This is a genomic window from Pseudooceanicola batsensis HTCC2597 (assembly GCF_000152725.1).
GTDB lineage: Bacteria > Pseudomonadota > Alphaproteobacteria > Rhodobacterales > Rhodobacteraceae > Pseudooceanicola > Pseudooceanicola batsensis.
On sequence record NZ_CH724131.1, the window covers coordinates 2,993,903 to 3,010,353 of the forward strand.

7 protein-coding genes and 1 pseudogene are annotated in these 16,451 nt (G+C 71.4%); 6 read left to right on the forward strand and 2 right to left on the reverse strand.

What is annotated here, in order from left to right; genetic code table 11:
• Window positions 1-36: 36 nt before the first annotated feature.
• The 4 genes from OB2597_RS18315 to OB2597_RS18330 all read left to right on the forward strand — a co-directional run bounded on the left by OB2597_RS18315 (window position 37) and on the right by OB2597_RS18330 (window position 5,275).
• On the forward strand, window positions 37-519 hold the full coding sequence (locus OB2597_RS18315; protein WP_009807108.1) for a Fur family transcriptional regulator: 483 nt from the start codon (window positions 37-39) through the stop codon (window positions 517-519).
• A complete protein-coding gene (locus OB2597_RS18320; protein ID WP_009807109.1) occupies window positions 516-1,277 on the forward strand; it encodes an ATP-binding cassette domain-containing protein in 762 nt (253 codons plus the stop codon). Before OB2597_RS18315 ends, OB2597_RS18320 begins: the two co-directional genes overlap by 4 nt.
• Window positions 1,278-1,282: 5 nt before the next feature.
• Window positions 1,283-2,080, forward strand: coding sequence for a metal ABC transporter permease (locus tag OB2597_RS18325; RefSeq protein WP_086000854.1), 798 nt, complete (start codon window positions 1,283-1,285; stop codon window positions 2,078-2,080).
• 267 nt (window positions 2,081-2,347) lie between these two features.
• On the forward strand, window positions 2,348-5,275 hold the full coding sequence (locus tag OB2597_RS18330) for an error-prone DNA polymerase (RefSeq protein WP_009807111.1): 2,928 nt from the start codon (window positions 2,348-2,350) through the stop codon (window positions 5,273-5,275).
• Between the two features lie 334 nt (window positions 5,276-5,609).
• Here OB2597_RS18330 and OB2597_RS18335 read toward each other — a convergent pair whose 3' ends face one another.
• On the reverse strand, window positions 5,610-7,013 hold the full coding sequence (locus OB2597_RS18335; protein WP_009807112.1) for a lytic murein transglycosylase: 1,404 nt from the start codon (window positions 7,011-7,013) through the stop codon (window positions 5,610-5,612).
• 491 nt (window positions 7,014-7,504) lie between these two features.
• Here OB2597_RS18335 and OB2597_RS18340 point away from each other — a divergent pair, with 491 nt between their 5' ends.
• On the forward strand, window positions 7,505-12,967 hold the full coding sequence (locus OB2597_RS18340) for an alpha-2-macroglobulin family protein (RefSeq protein WP_009807113.1): 5,463 nt from the start codon (window positions 7,505-7,507) through the stop codon (window positions 12,965-12,967).
• Window positions 12,964-14,989, forward strand: a pseudogene (gene pbpC, locus OB2597_RS18345) (penicillin-binding protein 1C). The gene OB2597_RS18340 and the pseudogene pbpC overlap by 4 nt, the downstream one beginning before the upstream one ends.
• 207 nt (window positions 14,990-15,196) lie before the next feature.
• On the opposite strand, the gene OB2597_RS18350 reads toward pbpC, so the two are convergent.
• A complete protein-coding gene (locus tag OB2597_RS18350; RefSeq protein ID WP_009807116.1) occupies window positions 15,197-16,375 on the reverse strand; it encodes an acetyl-CoA C-acyltransferase family protein in 1,179 nt (392 codons plus the stop codon).
• Window positions 16,376-16,451 lie beyond the last annotated feature (76 nt).

A 16,451-nucleotide genomic window follows, 5' to 3' on the forward strand; every position in this document is an offset into this window, starting at 1 on the left:
TTGCACCGCGTAGCCGATTCGTGCTAGCGCTGCAACATGTCCATCCCCGATCCCTCCGGCACGCCGCGCGAATTCGAACCGCATGACCATGCGCATTGCGTCTCGGACGCGATGGCCAGCGCGGAACGGATCTGCGCCGAACTCGGTGTCCGGCTTACCCCGGTGCGGCGGCGCACGCTGGAAATCCTGCTCGAGGGCCACCGGCCGATGGGGGCCTACGACGTGCTGGAGCGGCTGGGAGAAGAGGGCTATGGGTCGAAGCCGCCGGTCGCCTACCGCGCCCTGGGCTTTCTCGTCGAGAACGGTCTCGCGCACCGCATCGAGCGACTGAACGCCTTCGTCGCCTGCTCCCGGGCGCGGGGGCAGAGCCACGCGCCCGCCTTTCTGATCTGTCGCGGCTGCGGCATGGTGGCCGAGATCGCGGCCGGCCTGCCGGAGCTGCCCGAGGGGTTCCGCGTCGAGAAGGCGACGGTCGAGGCCGAGGGTCTCTGCGTCTCCTGTCAGGGGGCCGCCGCGTGACCAGTCTGATCGAGGCCGCGGCGGTGTCGGCCGGATTCGCCGGCGGCACCGTTCTTCGGGACGTGGATTTCCATATAGACCCGGGCGAGATCGTGACCGTGGTCGGCCCCAACGGATCGGGCAAGTCGACGCTGCTGCGGCTGCTGGTCGGGGCCATCCCGCCGCGCGGCGGCCGCATCACCCGCCGCCCCGACCTGCGGGTCGGCTACGTGCCGCAGAGGCTGTCGATCGACCCGACGCTGCCCCTGACCGTCTCGCGTTTTCTCGACCTGCCGCGCCCCGCCGACCGTGCGGAAAAGCTGGCGCTGATGGACCGCGTCGGTATCCGTCCGCTGGCCGCGCACCCCCTGACCGGCCTCTCGGGCGGCCAGTATCAGCGGGCGCTTCTGGCGCGGGCGCTGCTGACTCGCCCCAATCTGCTGATCCTCGACGAGGCGACGCAGGGCATGGACCAGCGCGGCTCGGCCGAGTTCTACGCCCTGATCGAGGCGCTCAGGGCCGAGACGGGGGCGGCGGTGCTGATGGTCAGCCACGAACTGCATGTCGTCATGAGCGCGAGCGACCGTGTCGTCTGTCTCAACGGTCATGTCTGCTGCGAAGGCACGCCCGAGATCGTGCGCTCGGCCCCCGAGTACCGGGCGCTCTTCGGCACCGGCACGCACGGGGCGCTGGCCCTCTACCGGCACGAACACGACCATTCGCACGAACACCACCACCACCATCATCAGCAGCACGACGAGAGGGGGACCGGCACGTGAGCGGCCTGTTTTCCGAATTCATGATCCGGGCGGCGCTGGCCGGTCTGGGCGTCGCGCTTGCCGCGCCCTGGCTGGGGGTCTTCGTGGTCTGGCGCCGGATGGCCTATTTCGGCGACGCCGTGGCCCATGCGGCCGTGCTGGGCGTGGCCCTGTCGCTGATGCTCGAGTTGCCGGTGGTCCTGGGCGTGATGGGCGTGGCGGTGATCGTCGCGCTGGCCATCGCGGCGATGGAGACGCCGCGGGGCGGAATCGGCGCGGATTCGCTGCTCGGCGTCCTGTCGCACGGGGCGCTGGCCTTCGGCCTGATCGCGGTGAGCTTCCTGCCCGGCGCGCGGCTGAACCTCGAAGCCTATCTCTTCGGGGATATCCTTGCCGTCAGCTGGGGCGATGTCGCGGTGATCTGGGGCGGGGCCGCCGCGATCGTGGGCGTGATCGCCTGGCGGTGGCGGGCCCTGCTGACCTCGACGGTGAACCCCGACCTGGCGTGGTCCTCGGGCATGAACCCGGACCACGACCGGCGCATCCTGACCCTTGCCCTGGCGCTTCTGGTCGCCCTGGCGATCAAGGTGGTCGGCGCGCTGCTGATCACGGCGCTGCTGATCATTCCCGCCGCCGCGGCGCGGCCCCTGTCGCGCTCGCCCGAGGTCATGCTGGTGGCGGGCATGGGGATCGGCGCGGTCTCGGCGCTGTGCGGGCTGGGCCTGTCCTACGAGTTCGACACCCCCGCCGGGCCGTCGATCGTGGCGGTCGCGGTGGTGGCCTTCGCCCTGGGCCGGCTGATGCCGGCGCGAAGCGCGGCCTGAAGGGCCGGTCGTCCGCAGTTCGTCCGCAGTTCGTCCTGCCCGGTTCTCGACGCAGTGAGTGCATGTGCCGCCCGGCGGGAAGGCCTGGCAGCCCGCGCCCCCGGTGACGGCGCCTTCGCGCGGCCTTGCTGTCCGGCGGTGCCCTCTCCGCATCGCTGGCCCGGCCGGCGTGCCGCTCCCGGGATTTGCCCGCAGATCCATCGCCCCATCTTCAAACCGGAACAAAACGTGAATATACTGGCGACTCGCACCGCTGCCCGATTGCCCATGTTCTCCGAGATCTCCGCCACCTCGAACTTCACCTTCCTCACCGGGGCCTCCCACCCCGAGGAATACATGGCCCGCGCCGAACAGCTGGGGCTTGAGGCGGTGGCCATCGCCGACGAGAACTCGGTCGCCGGGATCGTCCGCGCCCACCAGAAGGCGCGCGAGATCGCCCGCGCCATCCGCGATCGCGAGGCGTGGGAGGCCACGCACGGCCCCATGGGTCCGCTGAAACCCGGCCACGTCCCGCCCCGCCCGAAGGCGCCGAGACTGATCCCCGCCGCCCGGCTGGTGCTCTCCGACGGGATGGAGATCACCGCTCTTCCGGAAACCCGCATCGGCTGGGCCCGGCTCTGCCGCCTGATCTCCCGGGGGCGCCTGCGTGCGCCCAAGGGGGACTGCCTGCTGCACATCGAGGACCTTCTCGACAACGGCATGGAGGCGCTGCGGCTGGTGCTCCACCCGTCACGGGCGATCACGGATCCGCGCGGCGCGGGCGACTGGCCGAAACGGGCGCGCCGGCTGACGCGCCGCTTTGGCGGGCAGATGAGTCTTGCCCTGACCCCGGCCTATGACGGGCAGGACAAGGCGCGCTTCGACACCCATGCCGCCATGGCCGCCGATCTCGGCATCGAGACCGTCACCTCTGCCCGGCCGATGATGCACCACGCCCGCCGCCGCCGGCTGGCCGACGTGATGACCGCCATCCGCACCTCCCGCACGGTCGATGCGCTCGGCCGCGACGCGCTGGCCAATGGCGAACGGCGCCTGCGGACCGGGACCGAGCTGCGGCGGATGCTCGGCCCCCATGCCGGGGCGGTCGACCGGACGATCCGGCTGGCCCGGTCGCTGACCTTCTCGCTGGACGAGTTGCGCTATGAATACCCTTCCGAGGTCTCCGGGGGAGAGACCCCTTCGACCCGGCTTGCCCGCCTCGCCCGCAAGGGGCTGGCCTGGCGCTATCCCTTCGGCGCGCCGGACCGGGTCAAGGCGATGCTGGAGCACGAACTGGCCCTGATCGCCAAGCTGAAATACGAACCCTACTTCCTGACCGTCCACGACGTGGTGGCCTTTGCCCGGTCGCGCGACATCCTCTGCCAGGGACGGGGATCGGCGGCGAATTCGGTGGTCTGCTACTGCCTCGGCGTCACCTCGGTCTCGCCCGAGATCGGCACCATGGTCTTCGAACGCTTCGTCAGCGAGGCCCGGGACGAGCCCCCCGACATCGACGTCGATTTCGAACACGAGCGGCGCGAGGAGGTGATCCAGCACATCTACGAACGCTATGGCCGCCACCGCGCGGGCCTCTGCGCCACGGTCATCCACTACCGCGGGAAACGCGCCATCCGCGAGGTCGGCGCGGCCATGGGCCTGACGCAGGACACCATCGGCGCGCTGTCGTCTCAGCTCTGGGGTTTCTTCGCCGCCGCGGGGATGGAGGACCAGCGGATGCGCGAGATCGGGCTCGACCCGACCGACCCGCGCCTGCGGCAGACCATGGCCCTGATCCACGAGATCGAGGGGATGCCGCGCCACCTCAGCCAGCATGTCGGCGGCTTCATCATGACGGAAGGCAGGCTGGACGAACTGGTCCCGATCGAGAACGCCACGATGGAGGACCGCACGGTCATCTGCTGGGACAAGGACGATATCGACACGCTCGGCATCCTCAAGGTCGACGTGCTGGCGCTCGGCATGCTGACCTGCATCCGCAAGGCGTTCGACCTGCTGGTGCGGCACGAGAACACCGAACTCGACCTCGCCACCATCCCCCCCGAGGACCCGGAGGTCTACGACATGCTCTGCAAGGCCGACACGATCGGCGTCTTCCAGGTCGAGTCACGGGCGCAGATGAACTTCCTTCCCCGGATGCGGCCGCGTTGCTTCTACGACCTCGTGATCGAGGTGGCCATCATCCGCCCCGGTCCCATCCAGGGCGACATGGTCCACCCCTATATCCGCCGCCGGAACGGCGAGGAGACGGTGGAATTCCCCTCGGACGAACTGGGGCAGGTGCTGGGCAAGACGCTTGGCGTGCCGCTTTTTCAGGAACAGGCGATGCAGATCGCCATCATCGGCGCGGGCTTCACCCCCGAAGAGGCGGACCGCCTGCGCCGGTCGCTGGCCACCTTCAAGAAACACGGCAATGTCAGCGAGTTCCGCAGCCGGTTCATGCGGGGCATGGCGCGGAACGGCTATGACGCGGATTTCGCCGACCGCTGCTTTTCCCAGATCGAGGGCTTCGGCTCCTACGGCTTCCCCGAAAGCCATGCCGCCAGTTTCGCCCTGCTGGTCTATGCCTCGTCCTGGATCAAGCACCACCACCCCGGCATCTTCGCCTGCGCGTTGCTGAATTCCCAGCCCATGGGGTTCTATGCGCCCGCCCAGATCGTCCGCGACGCCCGCGACCACGGGGTCGAGGTCCGGCCCGTGGACATCAACGCCTCGCACTGGGACAACATCATGGAGCGCGAGGGCGCGCGGCTGATCCTCCGCCTCGGGTTCCGCCAGATCAAGGGGGTGGGGCAGGAGGAGGCCGACTGGATCAGCGCCGCGCGCGGCAACGGCTATCACTCGGTCGGCGACGTGTGGCGCCGCGCCGGGGTCGCCCCCGCCCTGATCGAGCGGCTGGCCGAGGCGGATGCCTTCGCCTCGCTCGGTCTCGACCGGCGCGAGGCGATCTGGGAGGCCAAGGCGCTGCGTCCGGGCAAGCCCCTGCCGCTGTTCGAGGGCGACATGGACGGAGAGGGCATCACGGAACCCGCCGCCCTCCTGCCCGAGATGACCCCCGGCGAGGCGGTGGTCGAGGATTTCGTCGCCATGCGCCTCTCGCTCAAGGCGCACCCCGTGGCCTTCCTGCGCGAGGTTCTGACGCCGGGCTATTCCGCCTGGCAAGACGCGCCGGAGGCCGGCGCGGGGCAGGGGACCTGACGCCCGACGCCCGCGCCCCGTCATCCTGCGACACCGTCATCCTGCGACACCGTCACCGCCGCGCCACCGTCATCCCCGGACCCGACCCGGCGAACTCCCGTTACCGCCGCGCAATCGTCATCCTCGGGCTTGATCCGGGGGGCTCCCGTCACCGCCGCGCCACCGTCAATCCGCGAGTTCGATCCGAGGAGCTCCCGTCATCCTGCGACCCCGTCATCCCCGGACCCATACGGGGATCTCCCGACTGCCCGCGCGCCTTGTGGCCGGACACCCTGGGCCGGGTCCGAGGATGACGGGCCAGATCGGATGACCTCGTCAGCCCGTGCCGGCCCCGCTACCGCCGCAGGCGCGTCAGCAGGGCGACCGATGGGTGGCCGTCCGGGGCCATGCCGACCCGCTGCTGATAGCCGCGGATCGCCCTGACGGTGTTCGGCCCGATCTTGCCGTCGATCCCGCCGGTGGAATAGCCGGCGCGGGTCAGAAGGCTCTGCAACTCCTGCCGTTCCGCGCGTTTCAGGGCCCGCTCTCCGTCCGGCCAGCCGCCGCGCAGCGGGCCCGCGCCCCCGATGCGGTCGCCGAGATGCCCGACGCCGAGCGCATAGGCGTCGGAATTGTTGTACCGCTTGATCACGTCGAAGTTCTTGAAGACCAGGAAGGCCACCCCCCTGGCGCCCGCTGGCAGCAGGAGGCGGGCGGGGCCGTGATCCGCCAGCGTACCGCCCGCCGCCGGGCGCACACCGAGCCGGGCCCAGTCCGAGGGCAGTTTCTTCGGACCCGAGGCATGGGTGAAGTCGAAGCCCGCCGGCAGCGTCACCTCGGCCCCCCAGGGCATGCCGCGCTGCCAGCCCATCCGGGACAGGTAGGCGGCGGTCGAGGCCAGCGCATCCGTCGGATCCCCGGCCCAGATGTCGCGCCGCCCGTCCCCGGTGAAATCCACCGCATAGGCGGCATAGGAGGTCGGCATGAACTGGGTGTGGCCCATGGCACCGGCCCAGCTGCCGACCATGTTCTCGGGCGTGGTGTCGCCGTTCTGCAGGATCCTCAGCGCCGCGATCAGCTGTTTCTCGAAGAAGGCGCCGCGCCGCCCGTCATAGGCCAGCGTCGCCAGAGCCGAAGGGATATGCGTCCGGCCGCGATAGCCGCCATAGTTCGTCTCCATCCCCCAGACCGCCGCGACCACGTTCCGGTCGACGCCGTACCGCGCCTCGATCGCCCTCAGCGTGGCGCCTTGCGCCTGCGCCTTCTCGCGCCCGGTCTCGACACGCGTGTCCGAGACGGCGCTGGCCAGGTATTCGCCGGTGGTCTTGGTGAATTCCGATTGCTTGCGGTCGAGCCTGATCACGTCGGGGAGGTAGCGCACCCGCGCGAAGGTGCGATCGAAGGTGGCTGCGTCGATTCCCTGCGCCAGCGCGCGGGAGCGGAACGCCCCGATCCAGGCGGTGAAGCCGGCGGGGTTCGCCTCCTGGATGGTCTCGGCGCTGTCGGGGGCGGCGGTGACGAGGACGGCGGGCCGGATCCTGGGCCGCAGGGTGCGCATCGGCGCGGTGGCGGGCTGCGGCGCCAACGCCTTGACGGCGAGCGCGGCGATCACGCGGGCCTCGCTCGGCGCCGGCGCCGGCGCCGCCGGGGCGGGGCGGGACACGGGGCGCAGCGATGTCGGAACGGGCTCTGCGGTGCGGGCCGGACCGGAGGAAAGGGCGACGAGTGACACGCATGTCACGGCGAGGACTGTCCGCATGAGATGACTGGCCTGTGTGCTCGTTATGATTGTTTCCGATCCTAACCGGAATACGCACGAATCGGAAGCATTGGTGAACGGCCTCGCAGGGAATTGCCGAGCCTGTCGCCCCATTGCAGACGGCAAGCCTGCCGCCGCGCGGTCCCCTTTGCCGCCTTCAGCCCCGGAGCCGCCCCGGAGCCGCCCCAAAGCCGCCACGGGGGTCGGCTGGCCCGCGGGGGCGCGCGAACCGGCGCGGTTGATCCGCGATCCTCGTGGCGTCGGTGACCCTTTGTCCAGCGCGGCAAAGCCGGTGGCGCCAGCCCGTCCCGCCTGGCCTTTCCGGTCGTGAGTCTCATCTGGCAGTTCCCCTTTCCGGTCCCGGGCAATATCGCGCACCGGCCTGAAGGAACCGTTACCGGCGACGCCGCGCCGACCGAATCCTTGCCACCTCGGAAAGCGACGTGGCACTTTCCGAACCGAACGGCCCGTCCGGCCGAAGGAGAGTTCCCATGTTCCGCCTGCCCGAGATCCTGCCCGAAATCCTGCGCGCAATGCTCGTCGTGTCGCTGCCCGTCCTCGCGACCCCGGCAGCGGCGCAGGAGGAGCCGCTGCCCCAGAGCCGGATGATCGTGACGATGGATCAGGATTTTGCCGGCACCGACCTGTCGCAGATGTTCGACACCACCTTCGAGGCCTGCCGCAGGGCCTGCGAGGAAGACGACGCCTGCACCGCCTTCACCTTCAATACACGCGCGAATTCCTGTTTTCCCAAGAGTGCGGTGACAGGTACGGCCTCCTATCGGGGCGCCCGGTCGGCGCGCCTCCTGCCCATCGGGGAGGCGGAACGGGCCGCCGCCCGGGACCGGGCGGACGAGATCGGCTTTCTCGGCAGTGCCGGCATCGCCTCGGCCCGGCGTCTCGCGCGGGAGATCGGCTGGATTCACCCCGCGGGCCAGTACGGCATCGACGACATGCTGGCCGCCGTCCGCGAGAGGCGCGCCGACGGGCGCACCGCCGACGCCATGCGCTGGATGGGGGGCGCCGTGGCGGCCTCGGATGCGGCGGACCAGTGGGCGGAATACGCCCGCCTGCTGATCGCCGCCGCGCCGGAAGCGGGCGAGAACCGCCAGCGTTACATCACCCGCGCCCTTCCGGCCGCGACCAACGCCTATCTGCGCGCCACCACCGATCCGGCCCGGGTGAATGCCCTGACGGTCCTGGCCGAGGCGCTCGAGGCGAACGACCGGGGCCGCGGCATGATCCCCGCGCTGCGCCTGGCCGAACGGCTCCACCCGCGCGAGGAGATCACGGCGGCGCTGGACGACGCCATCGCCCGATACGGTTTCCGCATCCGCGAGCACCGGGTCGAGTCGGACCTCGCCGACCCGCGTATCTGCGCCGAATTCACCGAGCCGCTCGTCAGGGCGGGGGTGAACTATGCCGACTACCTTCGCCTGCCGGACCGGACCATGGCGGTCGAGACCTCGGGCAACCGGATCTGCATCCGCGGCGCGACGCATGGCGAGCGCTATGCCGTGACCTTCCGCGAAGGCCTGCCCTCGCGCACGGGCGAGGCGCTGGCAAAGGACGTGTCACTGCGCTTCTACGTCCGCGACCGGTCGCCCCAGGTGACCTTTCCCGGCCGCGCCTACGTGCTGCCGGCCGCCGGCGATGCCGCGCTTCCGGTCGAGACGGTGAACCTCGATACGCTCGACCTCACGCTGTACCGGGTCGCCGACCGCAATCTGCTGCGGGCAATCCAGAACCGCTATTTCGGCGGGCGTCTGACCAGGTGGGAGATGAACGACTTTGCCGGTGACGTCGCCGAAGAGGTCTGGCAAGGCCGGGCGGAGACCGGGAACGAACTGAACCGCACCATGACCACCCGCCTCCCCTTGGGCGAGGTGCTGGCGGGGAGGGAGCCGGGTGCCTATGCGCTTGTTGCCTCGGTCCCGGGCGAAGAGGACGGGGGCGATGCCTTTCAGTGGTTCATCCTGACCGATCTCGGCCTGACCACGATGCAGGGCAACGACGGGCTGCATGTCTTCCTGCGCGCGCTCGGCGATGCGCAGCCGCGCGAGGGTGTGGAACTGACCCTGCTCGGCCGCGCGAACCGCGTGCTGGGGACGACGACCACCGATGCCGAGGGCTATGCCCGGTTCGAACCCGGCCTGACCCGTGGCACCGGCGGCGCCGCGCCCGCCCTGATCACCGCCCGGCAGGGGGACGACCTGGCGTTCCTGTCGCTGTCGGACCCGGCCTTCGACCTGTCCGATCGCGGCGTCGCGGGGCGCGCACCGGCGCAGCCGATCGACGTCTTCCTGACCACCGACCGTGGCGCCTACCGGGCGGGCGAGACGATCCACGCGACGGTCCTGGCGCGCGATGCCGGGGCGCGGGCGATCGGGGGTCTTCCCGTCACCGCGATCCTGACCCGGCCCGACGGGGTCGAATACGCGCGCCTGACCTCGTCCCGCGACGCGGCGGGCGGCCATGTGTTCGAGCTGCCGCTCGGGCAGTCCGTGCCGCGCGGCAGCTGGCGGATCGAGATCAAGGCCGACACCGACAGGCCGCCGCTGGCCTCGGCGACCGTGCTGGCCGAGGACTTCCTGCCGGAACGGATCGACGTGGACCTCGACCTGCCGGAGGGGCCCTTGCCGGCGGGATCGCTCCCGCCGCTCGATGTGCAGGCCGACTACCTCTTCGGGGCGCCGGGCGCCGACCTCGGGATCGAGGGCACGGTCCGGCTCTCGCTCGCGCGGCGGCTCGAGACCTTTCCCGGCTACGTCTTCGGCCGCCATGACGCCCCGGCCTACGCCCGCACGACGCGGATCGACGGCACGACGGATGCGCAGGGGCGGGCGCAGCTTGCGCTGGAGCCGGACTTTCCCGACGAGGCCGCCGGCACGCCCTTCGATCTGACCGCCGTGGTGGGCGTGGCCGAAGGGTCCGGCCGCCCGGTCGAGCGCAGTCTGTCCCGCGTGGTCGGCCCGGACAGCCCCGTCATCGGCATCCGCCCGCTCTTTGACGGGGTGATCGACGAGGGCGCGACGGCCGCGTTCGACCTGATCGCCCTGAACGCCGAACTCGCGCCCGAGCCGATGGAGGTCGCCTGGCGCGTCAACCGCGTGGTCACCCGCTATCAGTGGTATCAGCAATACGGCAACTGGAAATGGGAGCCCTACACGACGCGGACCGAGGTCGCCTCGGGTAGCGCCACGCTCGGCGCCGATCCGGTCGAGGTGAGCGCTCCGACCGGCTGGGGCCGGTACGAGATCGTCGTCGAGCGTACCGACGGCCCCTTCGTCGCGGCGAGCGAGGCCTTCTCGGCCGGGTGGTTCGCACCGGCCGACGCGACCACCACACCCGACATGCTCGAGCTGTCGCTGAACGAACCCCGCTATGCCGTCGGTGACACCGCGCGCCTGCGCCTCGTGCCGCGCCATGCCGGCAAGGCCATCGTCACCGTGGTCTCGGACCGGCTGATCGACATGAAGACAGTGGATGTCGCGCAGGGGCCGAACTATGTGGAACTGCCCGTGACCGAGGACTGGGGGGCCGGCGCCTATGTCACGGCCTCGGTCATCCGTCCGATGCAGGTCGAGGCGGGGCAGATGCCCGCCCGCGCCCTCGGGCTGAGCCATGCGCCGGTCGATCCCGGCGACAAGGCGCTTGCCGTCCGCATCGACGCGCCCGATGAGGCCGAGCCGCGCGGTCCCGTCGCCGCGACGGTGAAGGTCGGGGGTGTCCGCCCGGGCGAGACCGCCTTTGTCACCGTCGCGGCGGTCGATGTCGGCATCCTCAACATGACCGGGTTCGAGACCCCCGATCCCGGCGCGCACTACTTCGGGCAGCGGCGGCTCGGCATGGATATCCGCGATCTCTACGGCCGGCTCATCGACAGCACCCAGGGGGCCATGGGCCGCGTCCGGTCGGGCGGTGACACAGGGGCCGGGGCCGGGCTGCAATCCCCGCCGCCGACCGAGGACCTCGTCGCCTATTTCACCGGTCCGGTCACCGTCGGCGCGAACGGCGAGGCCGAGGTCAACTTCGACCTGCCGGACTTCAACGGCACCCTTCGGCTGATGGCCGTAGCCTGGAGCGAGACCGGCGTCGGGGCGGCCGAGGCCGAGGTGCTCGTGCGCGACCCGATCGTCGTCACCGCCTCGCTTCCGCGCTTTCTCCAGCCCGGCGACCGATCTTCGATGCTGCTCGAGATCGTCCATGCCTCGGGTCCCGCGGGCCGCGTCGGTCTGGACGTGACGGCCCGGGGGGTCGCGCTGGCCGCGGCCACGCCGTCGGGCTTCGACCTGGCCGAGAAGCAGAAACAGGTCCTGCGTCTGCCTCTTGCCGCCGACAGCGTCGGCGATCACGCGGTGACGGTCTCGGTGACCACGCCCGACGGCCGGCTGCTGACCAAGCGCCTGACCCTGCCGGTGCGCCGCAACGATCCCGAGGTCGCCACGACGCAGCGCTTCTCGCTCGGCGCGGGCGATACCTTCACCCTGGACGAGAATGTCTTTGCCGGGTACCGGCCCGGCAGCGGCGAGGCCTTCATCTCGGCCGGTCCCCTCGCGCGGTTCGACGCGCCGGCGCTTCTGGCGTCGCTCAACCGTTATCCCTACGGCTGCACCGAGCAGGTGACCTCAAAGGCGATGCCGCTGCTCTACCTGTCCTCGGTGGCCGAGGCCATGGGACTTGCGGGTCCGGCGCAGATCGACGCGCGCATCGACCAGTCGATCGAACGCATCCTGACGCGGCAGGCCCCGAACGGCGCCTTCGGCCTCTGGCGCGCGCAGGCGGGGGATTTCTGGCTCGACGCCTATGTCACCGACTTCCTCTCGCGCGCCAGGGCCGAGGGGCACGAGGTCAATCCGCTGGCCTTCCGTACGGCGCTCGACAACCTGCGCAACCGGATCAACTATGCCCCCGACTTCGACGCCGACACCGACGGCGGGGGCGAGGACATCGCCTATGCGCTCATGGTGCTCGCCCGCGAGGGCGCGGCGAACATGGGCGATCTGCGCTACTATGCCGATGTGAAGGGCGAGGATTTCGCGACCCCGCTGGCCTCGGCCCAACTGGGCGCGGCCCTGGCCATGTACGGCGATCAGACCCGCGCCGACGCAATGTTCTCGATCGCGTCCAGCCAGCTCGCGCAGCGCCGCACCTCGCCCGAGGGCCGCGTCTACCGCGCCGACTACGGCACGCGGCTGCGGGACACGGCGGGCGTCCTGTCGCTGGCGGTCGAGGCCGGCTCGACCGCCATCGACCGGCCGACCCTGGTCTCGCGGATCGTCGGCCGCGACGGCGCGATGTCGACGCAGGAAAGCGCGTGGTCGCTGCTGGCCGCCAAGGCGCTTGTCGACGACCCCTCCGTCAGCGGCCTTTCGGTCGACGGCACGCCGGTCCCGGGGCCCTTCGTCCGCGCGGTCGGGGCGGGGACGCTGACCCCGATGGCGATCCGCAACGACGGCGCGACGGAAACGGCGATCACCCTGACGACCCTGGGGGTTCCGAACGCGCCGATCACCGCGGGGGGCTATGGCTATGCGATCGAGCGCGCGTATTTCACGATGGAGGGCGACCGCGCCGATCCGGCCGAGGTCGCGCAGGGCACGCGGCTGGTCACCGTCCTGACCGTGCGGCCCTTCGAGGAGACGGGCGCGCGGCTGATGGTCGACGACCCGCTGCCCGCCGGGTTCGAGATCGACAATCCGAACCTGCTGCGCGCGGGAGACATCGGCGCGCTCGACTGGCTGGACCCGGCCGAGGCCGAGCACAGCGAATTCCGCGCCGACCGCTTTCTCGCCGCGGTGGACTGGCGGTCGGACCAGCCGTTCCGGCTGGCCTATGTGGTGCGGGCGATCACGCCCGGCACGTACCACCACCCGGCCGCCACGGTCGAGGACATGTATCGCCCGCGCTACCGCGCGCGGACCGATGCGGGCCGGGTCACCGTGCTGGAATGACGCGCTGGCTTCTTGCCCTGACGCTTCTTCTGTGGTCGGGGGCGGCGCTGCGCGACGCGACCGATCGCTGGATCGACCGGACCGAGCTGCCGCCCCTCGCGGTCGAGACCTCGGTCGAGATCCGCGACCGCGACGGCGACCTGCTGCGCGTCTTCACCGTCGCCGACGGGCGCTGGCGCCTGGACCTTTCGCGCGCGGAGATCGACCCGGGCTACCTGCGGATGCTGACGCGATACGAGGACCGCCGCTTCCGAGACCACGGCGGCGTCGATCCGCGCGCCCTGCTGCGCGCCGCCTGGCAGTCCGTGCGCGCGGGGCGCATCGTCTCGGGCGGGTCGACCCTGACCATGCAGGTCGCGCGCCTGCTGGAGGACAGCGGGACGGGCGCCTGGGCCGGAAAGCTGCGCCAGATGCGCGTGGCCTGGGCGCTGGAACGGCGGCTTGACAAGGACCGGATCCTCGCCCTCTACGCCCGGCTCGCCCCCATGGGCGGCAATCTCGAGGGGCTGCGCGCCGCGACGCTGGCCTATTTCGGCAAGGAGCCCGCGCGCCTGACACCGGCCGAAGCCGCGCTGCTGGTCGCGCTGCCGCAATCGCCCGAGGCCCGGCGGCCCGACCGTCATCCCGACGCGGCGGCCAGGGCCCGCGACCGCGTGCTGGACCGCATGGCGCGCCAGGGCCTCCTGACATGGGACGAGGTCGCGGCGGCGCGGGCCGAACCGGCCCCGCGCGCGCGCCGGCCCTTTCCCGCCCTCGCGCCGCACCTGACGGCGCGCGCGCAGGCGGAAGCGCCGGATGCGCCGGTCCAGCGGCTGACCCTCGACGCCGGCGTGCAGTCCCGGCTTGAGGCGCTCGCCGCGGCGGCGCTGCGCGGGCGGTCCGACCGGCTCTCGGTCGCGATCCTGGCCGCCGACCACCGCACCGGCGAAATCCTCGCCTCGGTCGGCTCGGCCGGGCTGGGGGCGCAGGGGGCAGGGCTATGTCGACATGACGCGCGCGCTGCGCTCGCCCGGTTCGACGTTGAAACCGCTGGTCTACGGCCTGGCCTTCGACCGGGGGCTCGCCCATCCCGAAACACTGATCGACGACCGGCCGATGTCCTTCGACGGCTACGCGCCGCGGAACTTCGACGGGGTCTTCCACGGCGAAATCCCGGTGGCGCGCGCCCTGCGCCTTTCGCTGAACCTGCCCGCCGTCCAGCTGACCGAGGCCATCGGCCCCCAGAACCTCGTCGCCGCCCTGCGACGCGCCGGTGCCGCGCCGGAAATCCCGGGGGGGCGGCCGGGCCTGGCCGTCGCGCTCGGCGGGCTGGGACTGACGCTCGGGGATCTGGTGCAGCTTTATGCCGGGCTGGCCAATGGCGGCATGGCGCAGCCCCTGCGCTGGAGGTCCGGCGAGAAGGAAGAGACCGCCCGCATCATGACGCGCGCCTCGGCCTGGCAGATCGGCGAAATTCTCACGGGTCTCGCCCCGCCGCCGGGCGCCCCGGCCGACCGGCTCGCCTACAAGACGGGCACGAGCTATGGCCACCGCGACGCCTGGGCAGTCGGGTTCGACGGCGCGCATGTGGTGGGCGTCTGGATCGGCCGACCCGACGGCACGCCGGTTCCGGGGGCCTTCGGCGGAGACACGGCCGCGCCGATCCTTTTCGAGGCCTTCGGCCGGCTGAAACCGGCGCTCGACCCGCTGCCGCCGCCGCCGCCCGAAACCCTTCTGATCGCGGCCTCGCGCCTGCCCGAGCCGCTCAGGCGCTTCCGCTCCGGCGGCGCGTCGGAAGACGCAGGCGACCGGCCGCGGCTGTCCTTTCCGCCCGAGGGCGCGGTCCTGGCAGCCGGAGGGTCGGTCCCGGCCAAGGTTCGGGACGGGCGCCCGCCGTTCACCTGGCTGGCCAACGGGCGGCCGGTGCGCATCGGCGAACGCGGGCGGGAGATCCTGCTGGACCGGCTTGGCCCCGGCCACACAGAACTGAGCGTGATCGACGCGGCCGGCCGCGCATCGCGGGTCCGGATCGTCCTGGAGTAACCTGCGGGGCCGTCGTCCTCGGGCTCGATCCGAGGATCTGCCGTCACGAGGTCCTCGGATTTGCCGGAAAACGACGGGTGCAGATGAGGAGACCGCCGGGTCGAGCCTGGAGAGGACGGGCGCGGATGGCGGGAGGCCCCCGGGTCGAGCCCGAGGGCGAGGGCGGCCACCGGTGACGGGGCCCGAAGCCGCTCCGCCCCTCGCCGCCTACATGCGCTCGATGGCGATGGCGATGCCCTGGCCGCCGCCGATGCACATGGTGATCAGCGCCTTGTTGCCGCCGATCCGCTCCAGTTCGTAGAGCGCCTTGACCGTGATGATCGCCCCGGTCGCGCCGACCGGGTGGCCGAGCGCGATGGCGCCGCCGTTCGGGTTCACCCGGGCCGCATCGAGACCCAGACCCTTGTTCACCGCCAGCGCCTGCGCCGCGAAGGCCTCGTTCGATTCGATCACGTCGAAATCCGCGACCGAGAGGCCGGTCCGCTTCATCAGCATCTCGACCGCAGGCACCGGACCGATCCCCATGACCTCGGGCCGCACCCCCGCATGGGCATAGCCCAGCACGCGGGCCCGGGGCTTCAGCCCAGCCTTTTCGGCGGCCTCGGCCCGGGCCAGCACCAGCGCCGCCGCGCCGTCGTTGATCCCCGAGGCGTTGCCGGCCGTGACCGATCCGTCCTTGGCGAAGGCGGGGCGCAGCCCCGCCAGGCCTTCGGCCGTGGTCGCGGGCTTGACGTGTTCGTCGGTGTCAAAGGCGACCTCTTCGCGGCGCTTCTTGACCATGACCGGCACGATCTGATCCTTGAACCGCCCGCCCTCGATCGCGGCGACGGCCCGCTTCTGGCTCTCCAGCGCGAAGGCGTCCTGCGCCTCGCGGCTGATCTCGTGCTCCTGCGAGACATTCTCGGCCGTCACGCCCATGTGGCCCGTGCCGAAGGGGCAGTTCAGCGCCCCCAGCATCATGTCGAGCGTCCGGATGTCGCCCATCTTGGCGCCCCACCTCTGGTCCGGCACGATGTAGGGCGAGCGCGACATGCCCTCGGCGCCGCCGGCCAGCCCGAAATCGGCATCGCCCAGCATCAGCGACTGCACGACCGACACGATGGCCTGCGCGCCCGAGCCGCAGAGCCGGTTCACGTTCATCGCGGGGGTCGTGTCGGGGATGCCTGCCTGCATCGCGGCGACGCGGCTCAGGTACATGTCGCGCGGCTCGGTGTTGATGACGTGGCCATAAGCGACATGGCCGATCTGCCCGCCGTCGACGCCGGCGCGCTCGAGCGCGGCCTTCGCGGCCACCGTGCCGAGCTCGATCGGCGGCACCGATGCGAGACTGCCGCCGAACGTGCCGATCGCGGTGCGCGCGCCGCTGAGAATGACGATATCTTCCATGAAACCCTCCAGATGCGGAATACGGGCCGGCGGATCGGCCGGGTCCCTCGTTCAGGACACGTCATGCCCGCTTGTG